The following is a 20527-nucleotide window of genomic DNA, read 5'->3' on the forward strand; positions in this document are numbered from 1 at the left end:
CTCATAGCATTAATTAATCAATTCAAGTAACTCGTGGATCGTTTTAACCGGAGTAATTTTAGCCCCCAAGCCTTCCATCGATTTATGGTAATTACGAAATGGAATGAAAATCTCAGTAAAACCATGTTGTGCAGCTTCTTTCACTCTGGGCACGCCACTGTCAATAGGCCTAACATCGCCATTTAAACTCAGCTCCCCCATAATGCAGGTGGTTCGAGGGATAACAAAATCATTTAAACTGCTGAGTAACGCCGTGACTAATGCCAAGTCGATGCAGGTTTCAGACTCATCGATTTTCAAACCACCCACGATATTAAAAAAAGTATCATGAAAAATCTTGGTCTTGGTGTGTTTACGCAAAATGCCCGTTAACATTTTAATCCGGTTCATATTCAATCCCACACACACACGCTGTGGAAACTCAGACTCGGTCTCGGTGGTTAAGCATTGAATCTCTAGTAATAAATTACGATTACCTTTACGAATACATGTGATCGTTGAACCTGGCGATTCAGTGGTTGAGCCTGACAAAAATATCTCACTCGGATTATCGACACTGAGCATACCGCGTTCGCTCATGCGGAAAATGCCCACAGTATCGACGTCGCCAAAACGGTTTTTGTTCGCTCTTAAGGTACGAATTTGACCGTCATTGGTATCGATGTGCAATAACGAATCAACAATGTGCACCAAGGTTTGTGGCCCGGCGATTTCGTTATTTTTATTCACATGAGCAATAATGAACATGGTGACGTTATTTTTTTTACAATATTGCGTAAATGCTTGAGCAGCAGTTTTAACTTGCGAAGGCGAACCAGGGCTGCCATTGGCGTTTTCAGTAACCACGGCTTGAATCGAGTCAATAACCGCAAACTTAATTTGCTTCGCTTCTAATTCTTCAATGATGGATTCAACACTGGTTTCAGACAATAAGTATAAATTATCTTCGTTATAGTTAAGCTTTAAACGATTGACGCGGTTTTTAAACTGAGACAATGATTCTTCAGCGGTACAATATAACGATGCGGTAGACTGAGACATGCGTGCGACGAGATCTGACAATAAAGTCGTTTTACCTGCGCCAGGATCACCTGAAATAATATTCACAGAGCCAGTAGTGAGTCCACCACTCAATACTCTGTCTAACTCGCCAATTCCCGTGAGCCTTTTTTCGGCTTCAACAGACTCGACCTCATTAAGCTTTTTAGCACCGCCGCCAGCAGCGCCAGCATAACCTAATACAGCAGGACGAGACGCCGCCGTTTTAGCGCTAGAGAGGCGGACTTCAACCAAGGTATTCCAGGCACCACAACGACATTGTCCCTGCCAACGCGGATAATCCATGCCACAATCGTCACATACAAATGCCATTTTTGGAGCTTTAGCCATGCTATTTCCTACCATTTTCTCAATAAAAATCGGTTATCGGTGTTATTTTACCAAAAGCACTCATGTTAGCGCTAATGCTGGGATCGATGTGAATGACCGAACTAGTGCGAGTACGCTTGTAACCGACACTCAATAAACCGATAGGAACAAAATTGATTTATTGATTCAACACATACAAGTGAACATAGACAAACGCGAGGATGACTGGTTAAATAAGTTAATAAAATGAGATAAATAACAACGATATTAATCTTGAACCTTGCCAATTATTACAATCTTGTTCACACTGATTGTTAATTAGCGGTAAATACACTCTGCTAATTAATTTACAGCCTCACCATATTAACGTACCTATAATGGATTGGTAATGAATAATTATGGTTAATATCATAAAGAACAGCACTTTCTAGCCGATAAAACATCAGCCAGACTCACAATAAGCCCAATAAAACGATAATATAAATGAGTTTAGATAATCACAGTGCATTAATTGAACAACTTAAGCCGCTAATAATGGAACCTGATTTTCAGGAAATTTTTGAGCAGCTTACCGTTGATGAATCAAATTCCACCCGTTTTCTATTGAAAATGGAGCTTAACCGTATTTCATCACAATGCACCCGAGTTATCGATTTACGTGACAAAACTGAACTCCCCTGCGAAGAAGTCGTCATCGCTAACCAGCGACATTTTCTTGATGAGCCCGCAAAAGAATCGTTAATCAACGCACTTCCGTTATACCGTAATAAATACACGCTTGGGGTTTACGAACACGTCGTTAAAGCGCATAAACTGCGACGCTTAAAGCTGAGAAATATCTTACCAGAAGAGGCTACAAACGAAGTCAATCCTTACCTTGTGCCTGGTGTAGTCCTTGGGAGCTATTTTAATCGCTGTGAAGAGCGAATGAATTACAGTATCCGCATATCAGTGACTCAGCCTGGTTTAAGTGAAATCAATGGCGTAACCCTCGATTTGTCTGTCGGCGGTGCCCGGATAAAATTGCCATTAAAGCATCATTTAGATCAAGACAAGCCGATTAAACTCAAATTACTCGAATTGAATGAAGAGTTTTTTGTTGATGAGATTCAACATGGCGTTGATTATCAAATAGTCGACATCCAAAATAAAGACGGTAACGCCATTTTGAGGCTTAAACGCCTAGGTGATGGAAAAGCACTCGACAAAGTGATCACTATGGTGATTCGCAGTTATAAATTCCGCTATAAAGTCGATGTGAACGATGTCATTGTTACTGCTAAGGGTTTAGGCTATGAGCGCCATTATTTACCTTTATTAACTCATTTACCCTTATATGTCAGTATAAAGGAAGAAGTACCGCACATTACTTATGAGTTGCTTGGGCGTGGTAATCAACCCATACAACATTACTTTCAAGATGAAAATGAAGTCAGCCAATTACCGAGTTTTATCAATACTCGACGTTTGACTCAGGTGCTTAAAAACACGGCTGACAGCGACCATAATCTGTTTTTTAGCTTTACGCATAATGCTCAGGGTAAATTACATTATTATTCGGCGACATTAGCTGAGTTAAAAGCCACTAAAAATCTTAACTTATTTCTTGGGTTTGCCTCTTCGAAAGCCAGCTGGCGGGTATTTAAATTAATCGCTCAACCCATTGATCATAATAAAAACTATAAAACCTCAACCCTCCCTGGTGATGATGCTCGTTATAACGCATTAACCGAGCAGCAACTGGCACAATTTAGCCATACTTTACAGCTGATTGATTTGACCAATGAAGAAGCACGTAGAGATTACCAAAGCTGGTTTAATAAAGCTGATGCCAATGGTTTAAAGATTTTTGCTCAAGCAAAGATCAAAAATCACAGTATCAAAAAAGTGTCGATGCCTTTTAGCGAGCGACGCCATGAAGCCCGTTTTGCTTTTAAAACCTCAGTGACAGTCCAGCAAGGTGATAAAAAAGCCACCGGGATTACTCACGATATCTCGAGCCGTGGTTTACAAGTGATTTTAGAGCAAGCTCTAGACTTTACAGAACCGGCTCAAGTGACATTATCTTTCCCGCGGCTCCAAGCTGCTGCCGGTAAAACCAATTTATCTAACTTACCTTATCAATTAATACGCAGCCGTATGAATGGCCTGACTCTGCATTTAAGTGCATTGATTGGCCATGCACCTCATGAAGGTGTTGAGTTTTTAAATAAGTTGATTGCACATAACAAACAAAAACTCGAACAATTATCAGACAATGAAGGACAGCTAAAAGAACTGGCAGACGGATTAAAAAATCTGTTCATGCGCCAATTACCAGGTGTGCCTTATTTTATTGAAAAAACAGTAAAATCAGCGCAAATGGCCTATATAGGTATTGGGACCACTACAGATGAAATTAGCCATTTATTTGCCCAAGACACAGACCAGGTACTGTTGTATAACCTAATGCCATTATTGGATAATAATGTCTTAAAACAGCAAATTATTGATCCGATTAAAGCAATGAAAGCCAGTCACGACATGGACTTTTTTGAAGTGTTTATACAGCTAGTACGCCAGCCTAGAGGGGCAGTGCAAATAAAATGTATACTCAAATCGGAACTGGGTGGCAGAGACAATCAAATACAATTTATTCAACAAAGTAAAAAAGTTGGCCGATTTATGGCACTACGAGTATATCGTGGCGCCACTGATAAACCCGACATGAGTTATATCCGCCGCGAACTAGAATACATCAACATTCATGCCAATCACCGTGCAAAACAGCTAGAAGAACAGCTTTGGAAAGTCATTGGCGCGGGTGAGTTGCTTGATATTACAGCTGAAGTAGAAATACGTTACCCTGGTATTGTGGCCACTAACGCTTAACTGTTAACAAGCCTTATAAAGCTAAATACCACTGTTTAATCGTGACGAAATGATCTTGTTCAGCTTGTTTATTGGTTAACATTCCTGCGTGGTCATAATCAAATAAATTTCCTTGCGCTTTAGACAACAAAGTATATTTCACTTGCTTAAAGCCACACTCGGCAATCATATCGCGCACATCAGATGGATTACCTAATACTCGATCGTTTTTTCCCGCGATAAACCAGCTTGTTGGCCACTGAGTTTGCATTGCCGCGCTAGCATAATCAAAGTTATCATCGTGATCGACCCAGTCACCTCTCACCCAATCAATGGTTTGTAATAATGAAGCCCGGCTTTCGTTATCCATACCAACTCGTAGACGGTTTGCGTCTAAATAACCTTTTCTAGCAACCAAAAAAGGCGCCAAACGATTCCAGAAAAAATCGACCATAAGCCACTTTTTTAGTGATTTCACTCTAATAGTTCGTTTAGAGCCAAATGTTAACAGCGATGCGACACTCGTTTGTAAATCGGTAAAGCGGGCTAAACTACTGGCCATTAATACTCCGCCCCAAGAGTGTGCGCACCAATGCACTTGAGACACTAATGGGTGACGTTGCAAAATGAACTGATGCACTAACGGGAGTTGTTCTCGAATAACCTCTCCTTGGCCCAAAGCAAAATCACGTTGAATTTTAGGTAAACTTAATCCGCGTCCTGCTGTGTCCATCACATAAACATCAAAGCCTGCTTTCGCTAAAAAACATGCCAGTCCGCGACCTGAATCACTATAAAACACGCGGCCGTTAGACATTGCACCATGCAGCATTAAAATAGGAGTTGTCGCCCCATGGGGAGACTGAGGATGAATATGCCTTACGTGAAGTTGGCCTTCACGATAAGGAATAAAAAGAGAGTGTTGTTGGATATCAGTGTTCACAATTGGCAGAAATAAAGGTAACCGTAAGGCTACGCTATCATTACTGCCAGTAAATACAAACAAACTAGAGTAAAAACTTCATATTAGCGAATTTAGTTATCATCGGTTTACTGCGTTAAAACGATGACATTATGCCAAGCTAGGCTTGTAAGCAAAATACCAGAGCACGTAAATCGAGGCGTTGAATGGCGGCATCAGCTGCGGCAATCAGTTTAGGTTTTGCATGAAAGGCTAAACCGAGATCTGCGGCCTGGATCATCGGAATGTCATTTGCACCATCGCCAATTGCCACGCATTGCCCAGAAGCGATTGACCATTGCTGCGCACACTTTGCTATCACGCTGGCTTTGTATTGTGCATCGACCACCACACCCGTCACTTCCCCAAGAAGCTTACCCTCTTGAATGACTAACTCATTAGCATAGGCAGCATCTAAGCCTAGTAAATTCTGTAAATGCCCCACAAAAGGCGTAAATCCACCAGAAGCCACAACCAACTTCCATTGATGCGATTTAAGCTCCGCAATCATAGATTCAAGACCTGGCATTAAAGGCAAGGTATCGCATAATTGTTCGATAATCTGGGCATCGGCTCCCGCGAGTTTAGCAACTCGTTGCCTTAAGGACTGTTCAAAGTCTAATTCACCACGCATGGCACTGGCGGTAACGGCAGCCACATCCTCTCCCACACCCGCCATTGCAGCAAGCTCATCAATGCATTCGATTTGAATCGCAGTGGAGTCCATGTCCATCACTAACAAACCACAAAGATTTAAACGGGCTAAGGGCTGTTGTACAAGAACGATTTCTGCGGCTATCTCTTGTGGAAATAAGATAATCAACTCATCTATTGGCGTTTGAGTTGAGAGCTCAAAACCGACCAAGTCATTTTGGCGATCAAGCTTAGCAATATGTGCATCCACAGAGATTAACGCTAACCATGCTCCTATCTGGACTGAACATTGTGACTCAAATATCACCCGACAACGGTATGGCAAATCCGCTTGCAAGCTGAGTGGATAATCGGTCTCTTGATAACGGTATAATACACAGCCGAGATGTTGATATGTCTCACAAGTCTCTGAAAATAACCAATTTAGTAAAACATTATCATGTTGTTGTAGCATCAATACGGCCTCTTAGTATGTTACGACTATCTACTGGCTATTTTTTCGATTAGTATAGCTTTTTGATAATTCTCTGTAATTGGATTACCGCTGAGCATTGCATAGTGCAACAATCAACCCAAATCAGCCTCCAATTAAATAGAAAAAACACTGAGGATTAAAGTGATTTTTGTTAAAGGTCTTAAGAAAAGACAAAAATTCAGTAGGATATTACAAATCGTAATCGCTATCTCGCTGATTTTTGGTCTGATACATTTATGGCAGGCAAGCCTTCGTAACGGTCAAAACTTGCTGAATTCACAAACCAAGGTGATGGCACGTTTATTAGCGCAACAAGCTGCTAATGGCGCAGCACCAGCCATGTATTTGCAAAATGATGAACAACTTCAATGGTTGGCATCTGCGTTAGCCGCTGATCCTAAAGTCATGTCGGTTAACATCTATAATTCACAAGGTGTTAGGCTAGCCTTTGCTCAAAGTGTGTCATTTGAGCATTTAGAGGCCGACTCAGAAGCACTAAAAGGCTTATTGAAGCCCTACCCGCCACTGATTGAAAACGTAATCCAGGACGATAACAATCTTGGCTATGTTGAAGTGCGTTTAAATCTCGATATCTTTTTTGACGAGATTAAAATTTTGCATGAACAAAACATGGAATTACAGCAAATGATGTTAATTGTTGCTGGTTTTATTGGTTTGTTATTGTCTCGAGCACTGTCATTTAAACGAGCAGATTTCGACCGCCGAAAATCGCGGGCTAAATTACGTAAAAAACCCAAGCGAGTGGCGTTAATTTCAGATGCTGAAAACATTGTACAAATTGCGGACAATAAAGATAAAGATAAAGATAAAGATAAAGATAAAGATAAAGATAAAGATAAATCTTAATTCGATTAAGTAGTAATAAAAAGGGGCACTCATTGAGTGCCCCTTTTTGATTATTACGATGTTGATTACAGTGTTAATGCTGCATCTAAAGTCATAACAATCATGTCATTGAACGTAGTTTGACGCTCATCAGATGTTGTTTTCTCACCAGTACGGATATGGTCAGATACGGTTACAACACATAATGCTTTAGCGCCTAACTCATGTGCTACACCATATAAACCAGCAGCTTCCATTTCGACACCTAGTATGCCCATTTTCTCCATCACATCAAACATTTGTGGATCTGGTGTGTAGAAAAGGTCAGCAGAGAACACGTTACCAACACGGATGTTAGTGCCATGCACTTTTGCAGAATCAACAACAGCACTTAGTAAGCTGTAGTCTGCGATTGCAGCAAAATCGTTATCTTTAAAACGTAAACGGTTAACTCTAGAGTCAGTACATGCACCCATACCGATAATGACATCACGTACTTTTACGTCTGTGCTGATTGCACCACAAGTACCTACACGGATTAAGTTTTTAACACCGTAGTCTTTGATAAGTTCATGTGCATAGATTGAACAAGATGGGATACCCATACCTGAACCCATAACAGAAATGCGCTTACCTTTATAAGTACCAGTAAAACCTAGCATGTTACGTACATCAGTCACTTGCTCAACATTTTCTAAAAATGTTTCTGCAATGTATTTAGCACGTAATGGATCGCCTGGGAAAAGCACTGTTTCAGCAAAAGCACCTTCTACAGCATTAATATGTGGTGTAGCCATGTTATAACCCCTATGTTTCTATTTTATTTGGTGTTGCTTAATAATGTATACAGTTTAGCAAAGACATTAAACTTTATATAGAACCGTCGTTCGAAAATGTGACTAATTAATAAAAGATTTACCATAGTCCATCGGTTCAAGCTTAAAATAGCTTGCGATAGACTGGCCAATATCAGCAAAAGACTGACGACGGCCTAATGAACCTGCGGGTAAACCAGCACCATAAGCCAATACAGGTACACGTTCACGAGTATGCTCAGTACCTACCCAGGTCGGATCACAACCGTGATCCGCAGTAAACACCACAAGATCGTCTGGTTGTAAAATGGCAAATAATTCTGGTAAACGAGAATCGAAATACTCTAATGCTTTAGCATAACCAGCAGTATCACGGCGATGGCCATAATGAGAGTCAAAATCAACGAAGTTGGTGAATACAATAGTCTTATCACCTGCACGTTTAATTTGCGTTAACGTTTCGTCAAATAACTCTTCGAGACCTGTCGCTTTAAATTGTTGAGTAATACCACTATGGGCATAAATATCAGCAATTTTACCGATACTCACAACTTCGCCACCGGCTTCTTTCATTTTATCAAGTACCGTTGGCGCGGGTGGTAACACAGCATAATCGTGACGATTACCCGTGCGAGCAAAATCAGCAGGACCTGTGCCAACAAATGGGCGAGCGATAACACGACCAATGTTATAAGGCTCAAGTTCTTCGCGAGCAATTTTGCATAAGTTGTAGAGGTTTTCTACGCCAAACGACTCTTCATGACACGCAATTTGGAATACTGAGTCAGCAGAAGTATAGAAAATAGGCTTACCAGACTTCATGTGCTCTTCACCCAACTCTTCAAGAATTTGAGTACCTGAGGCATGACAATTACCTAAAAAACCGTCTAAACCAGCACGTTTTAGAATTTTATCAGTTAGCTCTTTCGGGAAAGAGTTGGTTAAGTCACTGAAGTAACCCCATTCATACAGAACAGGTACACCCGCCATTTCCCAGTGACCACTTGGAGTATCTTTACCAGAACTGAGCTCATCAGCGTGGCCATAAGCGCCAATCACTTCAACATCTGCGTTAAAGCCGTCTGCAAATTTACCCGTGCTTTCAAAACCTGCATGGCCTAAACCTAACTTCGCAAGGTTAGGCAGTGTTAACGGACCTTTACGGCCGATGTCAGCTTTGCCTTGAGCACACGCTTGTGCAATATGACCAAAAGTATCAGAGCCAACATCGCCAAACTTATCAGCATCAGTCGCAGCGCCTAGGCCAAAAGAGTCTAGCATTAAGATAAAAGTACGTTTCATTGTGTTTTCCTTTATAAATCTGAAGCGCGGATATAGCGATATATTTCTGGCGTCTTCTCAGGCGCACTATCACTCACCACAATGGCCTGCTGAACTGCTGCTGCAGCTTCGGCGAAGGCATCTTCAGATTGAGCATGGATCATGGCTAACGGAACATCTTTGTTAACTTCTTGACCCAATGCGCAAACTTGAGTTAATCCGACACTGTAATCGAGTGCATCACCCGGTTTACGACGTCCGCCACCTAACGTGACAACGGCTAAACCAAGTTCGCGGGTATCCATTTTGTAAGCAAAGCCGGAAGTATTGGCATAAACAGGGCGAATAATTTTTGCATGAGGTAAATATTTATCATACGCCTCAACAAAGTCAGTAGGACCGCCTAAACCTGAGACCATTTTAGCAAATGCCTCGACCGCTTTACCATTGTCTAATACAGTATTTAGTTTATTACGAGCTTCGGCTTCATTCTGTGCAATACCGCCCAAAACAAGCATTTCTGCACACAAACCCATTGTTACCGCATAAAGGCGCGGATTACGGTATTGACCTGTTAAAAACTGAATCGCTTCACGGACTTCAACCGCATTCCCCGCACAAGAAGCCAATACCTGGTTCATGTCAGTCAATAATGCAGTTGTTTTAGTACCTGCACCATTAGCCACTGCAGTAATGCTACGGGCTAACTCTTCTGATGCCTCATAAGTCGGCATAAATGCGCCACTACCTACTTTAACGTCCATCGCGAGGACATCTAAGCCAGCAGCTAATTTTTTAGATAAAATAGAGGCGGTAATTAATGAGATAGATTCAACAGTGGCGGTATTATCACGAATTGAATAAAAACGCTTATCCGCTGGCACTAAATCACCTGTTTGGCCAATAATGGCCACGCCTGCTTCTTTGACGACTTTACGGAATAATTCACTTGAGGGTTCAGTTTGATAACCAGGGATCGCATCAAACTTATCTAGCGTACCACCGGTATGGCCTAAACCTCGGCCAGAAATCATCGGTACATAACCACCACAAGCAGCAGCCATAGGGCCAAGCATAAGGCTGATGACATCACCAACACCACCGGTGCTGTGTTTATCAATAATCGGGCCATTAACACGTAATGAATCCCAATTTAATACCGTACCTGAATCGCGCATTGCGGCAGTAAGCGCAATACGTTCATCCATATTCATATCTTTGAAGTATACCGCCATACCAAAAGCAGCAATTTGCCCTTCTGATACAGTGTTGTGAGTTATGCCGTCGACAAAAAATTGAATTTCAGCGGTGCTTAACGCATCGCCATTGCGTTTTTTACGGATAATTTCTTGAGCAAGAAACATAATACGTCCCCCGGTAGGCAATCCAACACCTTTAGGATCGCCATTAAATTCTGGAATGCCATCGGTTGATGGCGTCTTTGCACGACACTCTTTGTGTCATGCAAAGCGAAGGTATTTGCTCGTTAAGCCAATCACTTAATGAGCAAATTGTGCTTAATAACCTGAAGTTGCTTTTGGCGCTTCGGTCAATTCAAGCGTATGCAATAAACTATTTAATAGGCTTGAGGCACCAAAACGGAATGTTTGAGGTGTCACCCAATCGTCGCCTAAAATGCGTGCCGCTAAATCTAAAAACTCAGCTGTTTGAGCTGCATCACGAACGCCGCCAGCAGGCTTAAAACCGATGTTACGGTTTTTCTCACTGATGACAGTCAACATAATTTCAGCCGCTTCTAACGTCGCATTAACAGGCACTTTACCCGTTGAGGTTTTGATGAAATCAGCACCGGCATCGATTGAGATTTCAGACGCTTTACGGATTAGCGCAGGGTCTTTTAACTCGCCAGACTCGATAATCACTTTAAGAATGGCATCTTCACCGCACTCTTCTTTACAGGCTTTAACGAGTTCGAAACCAATAGTTTCGTTGCCTTCCATTAATGCACGATATGGAAACACCACATCTACTTCGTCAGCACCGTAAGCAACGGCTGCACGGGTTTCTAATACTGCGATAGCAATATCGTCATTACCATGTGGGAAGTTAGTTACTGTGGCGATTTTGATGTCTTCACAATCAAGCTCGTTTAGTGTTTTACGTGCAATAGGAATAAAACGAGGATAGATGCAGATGGCAGCAGTATTGCCCGCTGCAGATTTGGCTTTGTGGCATAAGTCGATCACTTTTTGGTCGGTATCATCATCATTTAACGTGGTTAAATCCATTAATGAAATGCCAAGTTGCGCCGCTTTTTTTAAATCAGTCATAATTGCTCTCCGAAACGAAAAATCAAAGTCGATAAATTTTGTTCAGGCAACACTATAGCTGGCTATATAATTAAAATAATGGCCGGGCCTTCAGTATTGCCAGTAAATACAGGTGCTATTTACTAACCTAAGTATTCAATCTGATAACGAGTACCACGACTTGAATCCTTGAAGACCGGAAAAGATAAAACAAAGACAGTTGTTTCAACGATTCCGCGAAAAATCCATTTTAGCGCGCGAAAATAAAACTTTGTAGAGTACAAACCTTTATATAAAACTACGATACTTAGACAATAATTTTAGATAAAAATTTCAGTAGTTGAGATATTTTCTTTTTATTTTTTAAAATTTGGAGCCGCTAAAAGCGGCTCCAATATAACTAACTCGTTAGCAACTAGATTTTGTAAGTTGCGCTCAAGAAGTGAGTCCAACCAGTTGTATCTAAGAAGCCAAATGCACCATCATTTAAGCCATAAGCATGGTAGAAGTACTTTCCACCATAACCTAGCGCGAAACGGTCTGTATGGTAGTAAAGACCAAAGAATGCTGCGCCACCATGTTCAGTACGGTTGTATTCGCCGTCAGCTTTCATGCCTGAGTAATCTTCTTCCATATCGAACTGGTAATCAACATAACCTTGGAAAGAAAGGAAGCTTTTGTCTTCGAAGAAAACAAATGGCTTGAACCAGTTAGCAGAGAACTGGTAACCGTTCCAATCTTTACGACCGATGTCATAAGTAGCGAAAAGGTTCATGCCTGTTTTACCTAACCAAGGTACATTAACGTCAGCGCCAAGACCCCAGAAAGACATGTTAACGTCGCCTGCACCAGTACCTGTTGTGCTGATTGCTCCGCCACCCCAGTTGAATAAAGTCGAGAAGTAAACTTCTTGTACTGGGCCGAAAGATAAATCAGTACCAGTGATAGCATCAAGAGAGAAACGTGGTGCTAACTTCATGAACATTTTGCTAGCGCCATCAGATTTATCACCTGAATCGCTGTTAGCTAAGTTGAACACATCTACGTAACCGTATAGATCAAGGAAACCTGAACGGCCGCCAAATTCCATTTCTAAGTAGTTATGTGTAGCTTCATCTTTGTTAGCAATTGGATGCTCATCAATCGCATACATAATGTTAAACTGCATCCACTTATAGTCAGCAGCATGAATATCACCAGTTTGCTCAGCAGCTGAAGCAGTAAATGCTGTACCAGCTAAAGCTAGAGTACCTGCTAATGCTAAAGTATTTAATTTTTTCATCATCAACCCCATGTATATTATTAAACTATCTTCTTGGATAGCACTTCTTTTTAATTCACTCGTATTTTACCGTTAATGATACAAATCTCAACATTAAATCAATAAAAAACGAATACAAAATTCTTTTTTGTGAACAATGTCGCGACTTTATGTCTACGTATTGCTAACAAATGAACAAACTGAACACTGACTAGTGGCTTTAACGCATCCTCTTTCGCAGTATTCGATAAGCCTATAACTTCGCATCGGAAATGGTGGATTAACACAAAAATCAATAACAACGTTCTTACAAACTGGGCCTTTAACATTGACTCACTAAAGACCCAGTGATTGAGGTTTTACCCTCGAGATTAACTCTTAACTTAGATAGCTAAGAATAGACCGGCTAATGTCGCGCTCATTAAGTTAGCTAATGAACCAGCGATAACAGCACGGATACCTAATTTTGCAAGGTCATGGCGACGTGAAGGAGCCATAGCACCTAAACCACCAAGTAGAATTGCAATAGAAGATAAGTTAGCGAATCCACACAGTGCGAAAGAGATAATGGCTTTCGTACGGTCTGTCATCACAGCTTGAGTTGCTTCAACCAAGATACCGCCATCAGCAACATCTTTTAGGTAAGGAGCAAAGTTCAAGTATGCAACGAATTCGTTTACAACAATCTTTTGACCGATGAAAGAACCCGCAACTAATGCTTCGTTCCAAGGTACACCGATTAAGAATGCTAAAGGCATGAAGATATAACCAAGGATAAGCTCTAGAGTAATACCCTCTAAACCAAACCAACCTGTTACACCACCGATGATACCGTTGATCATAGCGATTAAGCCTACGAATGCGATCAACATTGCACCAACGTTAATAGCTAAACTCATACCTGAAGAAGCACCACCTGCAGCAGCGTCAAGGACGTTAGCTGGCTTATCTGGATCTTCTGGTAGGTTTTCCATTTCGTTAATAGCAGTTTCTGTTTCAGGGTGCATCAGTTTAGCCATTAATAGACCACCTGGTGCCGCCATGAATGACGCAGCAACTAAGAATTCAATTGGAACACCCATTTGCGCATAACCGGCTAATACAGAACCTGCGATAGAAGCAAGACCACCCACCATGATGGCGAATAGTTCAGATTGAGTCATTGTCGCAATAAATGGACGAACAACTAAAGGCGCTTCAGTTTGGCCAACGAAGATGTTAGCGGTAGCAGACATAGATTCAGTACGACTTGTACCTAATGCTTTTTGTAAAGCACCACCGATAATACGGATAATCCACTGCATGATGCCTAAGTAGTAAAGCACTGCAATTAAAGAAGAGAAGAATACAATGACTGGTAATACGTTAATGGCGAAAATAAAACCAACTTTAAAGTTAGCTAAATCACCAAATAAGAAGCTAATACCTGCTTGTGCATAACTAATCACACTTGATACTGCGTCTGAAACACCTTTCAGAATATCTTTACCGATTGGAACATATAATACGAAACCCGCGAAGAATGCTTGAATTGCTAAAGCACCACCAACAGTACGTACGTTAATTGCTTTTTTATTATTTGATAGTAGAAAACCTATCACAAGTAGGGTGACCACCCCTACTAAACTCATTAAAATATCCATTAATCATCACCCTTTTGTTAACAGTTTTTTTGAATGTTGTTAACTCACCTAATTTCCGTTGATGATTATAACTGAGCGTGAAACGAAAAGCGTCGTTTTGATCAACTTTTTAGAGTTTAATTTCAACCTCTTAGGCAAATAAGTGTTTTATTTGCTATTTCGTTTCTTGAAAAAGGATTAAAGCTCAAATAGTTGCAACGCATTTTCATTCAACTGTTCTAATATACAGACAGTTTCACTTTCCTTTAAAAATGAGATTTCGGACACAATTCTGTTTAAGACAAGTGGGGTGTTGCGCGTATTAGGTTGGTCAAAAGGGCTCATACTGGGTGAGTCTGTTTCCAATAAAAAGTGTTTCAAAGGTAATTCGACCACAGTTTGTCGAAGCTTTTTGGCACTGGGGTTGAGCAATAATCCACCAACCCCTAATTTAAATCCAAGTGCAATGTACCGCTCAGCAATTTGGCGGTTTCCATAAAAGCCATGAACCACACCACCGCGACTCGGCCTTACCCGAGCTAATAGTGTCAGTAACTCTTGATGGGCTTTGACCGAATGTAAAATGACCGGTAATTGATAAGTTTGAGCAAGCTGTAATTGTTTTTCGAGTAACAACAATTGCTTATCTGACCAATGATGTAATTTATCTAAACCACACTCTCCAACAGCCACCAAACGCTTATTTTCTCTACATTCCTGCAGTTTTCTATCCAGCAGAGATATTGCACTGTCAATATCATCTGGGACATACCAAGGATGGATCCCAAGTGCAAAGTACCATTGATACTTTTCGGCTAACGCCAGTTGTTTTTGCCACTGTTCAACAGCGACACCTGGAATGATGGCTGACGAAATACCATGTTTGCTCATCTCAAAAACGAGCTCGTCTCGGTCATTATCAAACTCAGGCATATCAAGATGTGCATGGGTATCGATCATATATCACCTACTATTGAATATAACTGCCGATAAAATTAACATAAAAAACACCCTTACGATAAATGCAGTATTAGATGAACAACAAGGGGGTCAATAATTAAGGGCGTTATGAATGCCAATATTTACGCGCAGAAAGATTCGACATCACACAAACAGGTTAATTGCTGTGATAACGCTAATAAAAACACAATAAAAAAGGTGGCAACGCCACCTTTTTAACATTAAACCAACATAACGATTAACAATTAGTGTTCACGAGTCTTTGCAAACTCTACGTCAGGATAACGTTCCATAGACAGATTCAAGTTGACCATGGTTGGCGCAATATAAGTCAGGTTATCACCGCCATCTAATGCAAGGTTTGGACTACACTTACGACGAAACTCTTCAAGTTTACGTTCGTCTTTGCAATAAACCCAACGTGCGGTACTGACGCTAATCCCTTCGTAAATAGCCTCAACGTTGTATTCACTTTTTAAGCGACCCACTACCACTTCAAACTGCAACACACCGACCGCACCAACAATCAAATCATTGGAATCAATAGGTCTAAACACCTGCACAGCCCCCTCTTCAGACAACTGCACTAAGCCTTTAAGTAACTGCTTTTGTTTTAATGGATCTTTTAAGCGAATTCGGCGGAACATTTCCGGTGCAAAATTAGGTACACCCGTAAAACGAATTTTTTCGCCTTGCGTAAAAGTATCACCAATGCGCATCGTGCCATGGTTATGCAATCCAATAATATCACCAGGGTATGCAGTTTCAGCACGATTACGATCACCCGCCATAAAGGTTAAGGCGTCACTCACGTTGACATCTTTACCAATACGTACATGATGCATTTTCATGCCTTGCTCATACTTACCAGAACAAACACGCATAAAGGCAACACGGTCACGGTGTTTAGGGTCCATGTTTGCCTGGATCTTGAAAATAAAGCCAGAGAATTTCTCTTCACTTGGCAATACTTTACGAGCATCCGTTTCGCGCGGTAATGGCTTAGGAGACCACTCAACGATACCGTCGAGAATATGGTCAACGCCAAAGTTACCTAACGCCGTACCGAAATATACAGGCGTTAATTCACCTTTCAAAAAAGCGTCTAGATCAAATTCATGTGAAGCCCCCGCCACTAATTCCATTTCATCGCGGATTTCTGATGCGTATGAGCCTAGCGCTTTATCTAATTCAGGATTATTCAATCCTTTAATGATGCGCTCTTCTTGGATCGTATGCCCCATGCCACTTTGGTACAGAATCACTTCGTCACGCAGAATATGATAAACACCTTTAAACTCTTTACCTGAACCAATCGGCCAAGTAATTGGCGCACAGGCAATTTTTAAAATGTCTTCAACTTCATCCATCAACTCGATTGGATCACGAATATCACGGTCACATTTATTCATGAACGTAACGATAGGTGTATCGCGTAAACGAGTGACTTCCATTAATTTAATCGTTCGATCTTCTACACCTTTGGCAGAATCGATCACCATCAAACAAGAGTCTACAGCGGTTAGTGTACGGTAAGTGTCTTCTGAGAAGTCTTCGTGACCTGGCGTATCAAGTAAGTTGATAAGTGCGCCACCGTAAGGAAATTGCATCACAGAAGTCGTGATAGAGATACCACGATCTTTTTCCATCTCCATCCAGTCAGACTTTGCATGCTGTCCTGACTTTTTACCTTTTACCGTACCGGCTTTTTGTAAAGCCTGTCCGAATAAAAGTACCTTTTCGGTGATGGTGGTTTTACCCGCATCGGGGTGCGAAATGATGGCGAAGGTACGACGCTTGTCGACCTCAACGTTGTTGCCTGACATGTTAACCTTGCACTAGCCGCTAAAAAAGGCGCAAATTATAGCGCCTATCGGCATAATTGGCTAGGCAAACTGATGTTTAGCCTTTGTTAGATAATTCAGCCGCCTGTTGAATGATATTTTTCATCTTTGCCAATTCAATTCTGGCATAACGATGTTCAACAAAATCATAAATATTGGTCGCAAGCGTTAAGCGGTAAAAATTAGCGGCTTGTTGATATTGCCCATTAGCTGCAGCTTGCTTAGCTAAGTAAAAATAAGCTTCGCATAAGCGCTCTGCGTATTCTTTTGGTTGCGACAAGCCCACTTTTGCTGCGGCAAATACTTGCTCTTGGTTAATCTTACCTAAATAAAAATCAACTAATACACTCGCCCAATCTTCACTTTTTAACTGTTGGCGTTGTAGCGCTAAGTCAGCTAAAGCTTGATTTTTATCTACAGCTGATGACATTAAATACAGCCACAAAACCCGATATCCATCACTCGGATCTCGCGCAAGAAAAGCTTGCATATCTTCAACGGCTAACTGAAAACGTTCACCATAATACAATGCAATACCGCGATTAAGGTAAGCATAATCATAACCAGGAGAAAGCTCTAACACGCCATCAAACGCTTCATAAGCGCTGTCAAACTCACCTTCTTGGGTATAATAAATACCTAAAAAATTATAAGCATCGGCTAAATCAGGTTGTAGTTTAATCGCTTGATGAAAATCAATTCGGCCTAATAAACGCAATCCGACACTGTCGTAGATGACGCCACGGTCATAATGAAAACGTGCACGTTGTTCGTCTGTCAGTTCCATTGTCGCTAAAATTTCATTTAACTTAGCTAATGTCACTTCCATTTTATAATCTGGCATAACCGGTGCGACAATCATTTGCCCAGTGACATTCTCACTCGAGCTTTGCGTAGCAGCACAGCCTGACAACAACATACTTGCACCGACAACAACGGCAATAACTGTGGTGCGTAGTTTACATTCCATCCGCTTGACCTTATCAGGTTTTATTAATATTCAATATCATAGCAATCTGGCCATCTAAGAGCTATGGACTAACCGAGATTATTTCAATAAACATAAAAAAAGGAGATCATATGATCTCCTTTTTTAATCGCTTAACACGCTAAATTACATTACTCAGCGGCTGCTTTGGTTTGTGCTTCTTTAATTGACAATCTTACGCGGCCTTGACGATCCACTTCCATCACTTTAACAGCAACTTCTTGGTTCATTTCAAGGTGGTCAGATACATTAGCTACACGCTCATCACTGATTTGTGAGATGTGAACTAAGCCATCTTTACCTGGAAGAATGTTAACGAATGCACCGAAATCAACGATACGAATCACTTTACCGTTGTAAATACGACCAACTTCAACTTCAGCAGTGATTTCTTCAATACGACGGATAGCTTCTTTAGTCGCTTCACCGTTTGAAGAAGCAATCTTCACAGTACCGTCGTCATCTAATTCAATCGTAGTACCGGTTTCTTCAGTAAGAGCACGAATAACTGCGCCGCCTTTACCAATAACATCACGGATTTTTTCTGGATTGATTTTGATAGTCGTAATACGTGGAGCATGTGCAGAGATATCGCCACGGTGTGAACCAATCGCTTGATCCATTACATTTAGAATATGTACGCGAGCGCCATATGCTTGTTGTAATGCGATATCCATAATTTCTTTAGTGATACCTTCAATCTTGATATCCATCTGCAGAGCGGTAATACCATCACGAGTACCAGCAACTTTAAAGTCCATGTCACCTAAATGATCTTCATCACCTAGGATGTCAGAAAGGACAACGAAATCGTCACCTTCTTTAACTAGACCCATTGCAATACCGGCAACAGAAGTCTTGATTGGTACACCAGCATCCATAAGTGCTAATGAAGTACCACAAACAGAAGCCATTGAGCTTGAACCGTTTGATTCAGTAATTTCAGAAACAACACGGATGCTGTACGGGAATTCTTCAGCTGTAGGCATAACGGCATTCATACCACGCCAAGCTAGCTTACCGTGACCGATTTCGCGACGCTTAGGTGAACCGACCATGCCAGTTTCACCAACTGAATATGGAGGGAAGTTATAATGAAGCATAAAGCGGTTAGTGCGCTCGCCCATGATGCTATCAATTTTTTGAGCATCACGTTCAGTACCTAAAGTACACGTTACTAAAGCCTGAGTTTCACCACGAGTAAACAATGAACTACCGTGAGTACGTGGAAGTACGCCAGCAAGTACGTTTAGTGCGCGGATCATATCAGGTTCACGACCGTCGATACGTGGCTTGCCACTGATAATACGACCACGAACAACTTTCTTCTCAAGGCTACCAAGTAAGTTGTCTACTTCGCGAGTATCAACATCTGGGTTTTCAGCAACTAAAGCCGCTTTTGCAGCTGCTTTAACAATACCGACTTGAACATAACGGTCTTGCTTAACTTCAATTTGATAAGCTTCTGTCATGCCAGCTTCAGCAAGATCTTTAATCTTAGCTACTAACACTTCATCTTGAACCGGTGCAGTCCAATCCCAAGTTGGCTTGCCAGCTTCAGCTTTAAATTCAGCGATGGCATCAACAACAACTTGTTGTTGATCATGTCCGTAAGTTACCGCACCTAACATGATTTCTTCTGCAAGCGCCTTCGCTTCAGATTCAACCATAAGTACAGCAGCTTTAGTACCTGCTACGACTAAGTTAAGTGAGCTAGTTGCAAGCTGTTCTACTGTTGGGTTAAGTACATATTCGTTATTAATATAACCAACACGCGCTGCACCTAGTGGGCCGCTGAAAGGAATACCAGAAATAGCTAACGCAGCTGAAGTACCAATCATCGAAACAATATCTGGCTCGATTTGTGGATCAACAGAAACCACAGTGATGATAACTTGAACTTCATTTTTAAAACCGTTAGGAAATAAAGGACGGATAGGACGGTCGATAAGACGGGCAATGAGCGTTTCATCTTCAGAAGGACGACCTTCGCGCTTGAAGAAACCGCCTGGGATTTTACCCGCTGCATAGGTTTTTTCTTGATAGTTAACAGTTAGCGGGAAAAAGTCACGGCTTAAATCCGCTACTTTCTTTCCAACTACAGTAACTAATACTGTGGTATCACCCATGCTTGCTAAAACTGCAGCATCTGCTTGACGTGCAATAACACCTGTTTCTAAGGTGACTGTATGTTGACCATACTCAAAACTCTTTACAATTGGATTCACGTGACCCATTCCTTAATTTAATGACCTTTAATTACGCGCACAAGTATACTGCAATTAGCTTGAATAGTTAAATAGACGCGATATCGAGAATGAAAAAAAAGTAA

At 41.3% G+C, this 20527-nt stretch carries 15 protein-coding genes; 2 read left to right on the forward strand and 13 right to left on the reverse strand.

The window, feature by feature from the left end:
• Positions 1-9 precede the first annotated feature (9 nt).
• The gene (gene radA / locus AC19MV_RS03505; RefSeq protein ID WP_432399008.1) at positions 10-1389 is read right to left on the reverse strand and encodes a DNA repair protein RadA; all 1380 of its coding nucleotides are present in this window, start codon (positions 1387-1389) and stop codon (positions 10-12) included.
• Between the two features lie 462 nt (positions 1390-1851).
• Between radA and AC19MV_RS03510 the strand changes: the two genes are divergently transcribed.
• On the forward strand, positions 1852-4239 hold the full coding sequence (locus tag AC19MV_RS03510) for a PilZ domain-containing protein (RefSeq protein ID WP_498305822.1): 2388 nt from the start codon (positions 1852-1854) through the stop codon (positions 4237-4239).
• Positions 4240-4252: 13 nt separating this feature from the next.
• On the opposite strand, the gene AC19MV_RS03515 is transcribed toward AC19MV_RS03510, so the two are convergent.
• Both AC19MV_RS03515 and serB read right to left on the reverse strand, forming a co-directional pair.
• Entirely contained in the window at positions 4253-5161 is a 909-nt protein-coding gene (locus AC19MV_RS03515; protein ID WP_498306241.1) for an alpha/beta fold hydrolase, read from the reverse strand.
• A gap of 139 nt (positions 5162-5300) precedes the next feature.
• Positions 5301-6287: a phosphoserine phosphatase SerB gene (gene serB / locus AC19MV_RS03520; protein ID WP_498305823.1), complete on the reverse strand. Its 987-nt coding sequence runs from the start codon at positions 6285-6287 to the stop codon at positions 5301-5303.
• A gap of 162 nt (positions 6288-6449) precedes the next feature.
• On the opposite strand from serB, the gene AC19MV_RS03525 reads away from it, so the two are divergent.
• Positions 6450-7175, forward strand: coding sequence for an AhpA/YtjB family protein (locus tag AC19MV_RS03525; protein ID WP_498305824.1), 726 nt, complete (start codon positions 6450-6452; stop codon positions 7173-7175).
• A gap of 65 nt (positions 7176-7240) precedes the next feature.
• Here AC19MV_RS03525 and deoD read toward each other — a convergent pair whose 3' ends face one another.
• The 10 genes from deoD to pnp all read right to left on the reverse strand — a co-directional run bounded on the left by deoD (position 7241) and on the right by pnp (position 20423).
• On the reverse strand, positions 7241-7951 hold the full coding sequence (gene deoD / locus AC19MV_RS03530) for a purine-nucleoside phosphorylase (protein WP_498305825.1): 711 nt from the start codon (positions 7949-7951) through the stop codon (positions 7241-7243).
• 102 nt (positions 7952-8053) lie between these two features.
• A complete protein-coding gene (locus AC19MV_RS03535; protein WP_498305826.1) occupies positions 8054-9271 on the reverse strand; it encodes a phosphopentomutase in 1218 nt (405 codons plus the stop codon).
• A gap of 11 nt (positions 9272-9282) precedes the next feature.
• Positions 9283-10614, reverse strand: a complete 1332-nt coding sequence (gene deoA, locus AC19MV_RS03540) for a thymidine phosphorylase (RefSeq protein WP_498305827.1) — start codon at positions 10612-10614, stop codon at positions 9283-9285.
• 153 nt (positions 10615-10767) lie between these two features.
• A complete protein-coding gene (gene deoC, locus AC19MV_RS03545) occupies positions 10768-11541 on the reverse strand; it encodes a deoxyribose-phosphate aldolase (protein WP_498305828.1) in 774 nt (257 codons plus the stop codon).
• A gap of 394 nt (positions 11542-11935) precedes the next feature.
• On the reverse strand, positions 11936-12802 hold the full coding sequence (locus tag AC19MV_RS03550; RefSeq protein WP_498306243.1) for a nucleoside-specific channel-forming Tsx family protein: 867 nt from the start codon (positions 12800-12802) through the stop codon (positions 11936-11938).
• 362 nt (positions 12803-13164) lie between these two features.
• Positions 13165-14424: a NupC/NupG family nucleoside CNT transporter gene (locus AC19MV_RS03555; protein ID WP_498305829.1), complete on the reverse strand. Its 1260-nt coding sequence runs from the start codon at positions 14422-14424 to the stop codon at positions 13165-13167.
• A 177-nt stretch (positions 14425-14601) separates the two neighbouring features.
• The gene (locus AC19MV_RS03560) at positions 14602-15363 is read right to left on the reverse strand and encodes a TatD family hydrolase (protein ID WP_498305830.1); all 762 of its coding nucleotides are present in this window, start codon (positions 15361-15363) and stop codon (positions 14602-14604) included.
• Between the two features lie 245 nt (positions 15364-15608).
• On the reverse strand, positions 15609-17189 hold the full coding sequence (prfC, locus tag AC19MV_RS03565) for a peptide chain release factor 3 (RefSeq protein WP_498305831.1): 1581 nt from the start codon (positions 17187-17189) through the stop codon (positions 15609-15611).
• Positions 17190-17265: 76 nt separating this feature from the next.
• Positions 17266-18177, reverse strand: coding sequence for a lipoprotein NlpI (nlpI, locus tag AC19MV_RS03570; protein WP_432399027.1), 912 nt, complete (start codon positions 18175-18177; stop codon positions 17266-17268).
• A 149-nt stretch (positions 18178-18326) separates the two neighbouring features.
• Positions 18327-20423 (reverse strand): polyribonucleotide nucleotidyltransferase, encoded by a 2097-nt coding sequence (gene pnp / locus AC19MV_RS03575; protein ID WP_432399028.1) that lies wholly within the window; start codon positions 20421-20423, stop codon positions 18327-18329.
• Between the last annotated feature and the right edge of the window lie 104 nt (positions 20424-20527).

The sequence above is a fragment of the Shewanella sp. MF05913 genome (assembly GCF_059758095.1).

What these genes read in the sequence shown, in the direction of transcription:
- nlpI (WP_432399027.1), bottom strand. Translation starts at nt 18,177, where the DNA reads ATGGAATGTAAACTACGCACCACAGTTATTGCCGTTGTTGTCGGTGCA.
- deoC (WP_498305828.1), bottom strand. Translation starts at nt 11,541, where the DNA reads ATGACTGATTTAAAAAAAGCGGCGCAACTTGGCATTTCATTAATGGAT.
- serB (WP_498305823.1), bottom strand. Translation starts at nt 6,287, where the DNA reads ATGCTACAACAACATGATAATGTTTTACTAAATTGGTTATTTTCAGAG.
- AC19MV_RS03560 (WP_498305830.1), bottom strand. Translation starts at nt 15,363, where the DNA reads ATGATCGATACCCATGCACATCTTGATATGCCTGAGTTTGATAATGAC.
- deoD (WP_498305825.1), bottom strand. Translation starts at nt 7,951, where the DNA reads ATGGCTACACCACATATTAATGCTGTAGAAGGTGCTTTTGCTGAAACA.
- AC19MV_RS03550 (WP_498306243.1), bottom strand. Translation starts at nt 12,802, where the DNA reads ATGAAAAAATTAAATACTTTAGCATTAGCAGGTACTCTAGCTTTAGCT.
- AC19MV_RS03535 (WP_498305826.1), bottom strand. Translation starts at nt 9,271, where the DNA reads ATGAAACGTACTTTTATCTTAATGCTAGACTCTTTTGGCCTAGGCGCT.
- AC19MV_RS03555 (WP_498305829.1), bottom strand. Translation starts at nt 14,424, where the DNA reads ATGGATATTTTAATGAGTTTAGTAGGGGTGGTCACCCTACTTGTGATA.
- deoA (WP_498305827.1), bottom strand. Translation starts at nt 10,614, where the DNA reads ATGTTTCTTGCTCAAGAAATTATCCGTAAAAAACGCAATGGCGATGCG.
- prfC (WP_498305831.1), bottom strand. Translation starts at nt 17,189, where the DNA reads ATGTCAGGCAACAACGTTGAGGTCGACAAGCGTCGTACCTTCGCCATC.
- AC19MV_RS03510 (WP_498305822.1), top strand. Translation starts at nt 1,852, where the DNA reads ATGAGTTTAGATAATCACAGTGCATTAATTGAACAACTTAAGCCGCTA.
- radA (WP_432399008.1), bottom strand. Translation starts at nt 1,389, where the DNA reads ATGGCTAAAGCTCCAAAAATGGCATTTGTATGTGACGATTGTGGCATG.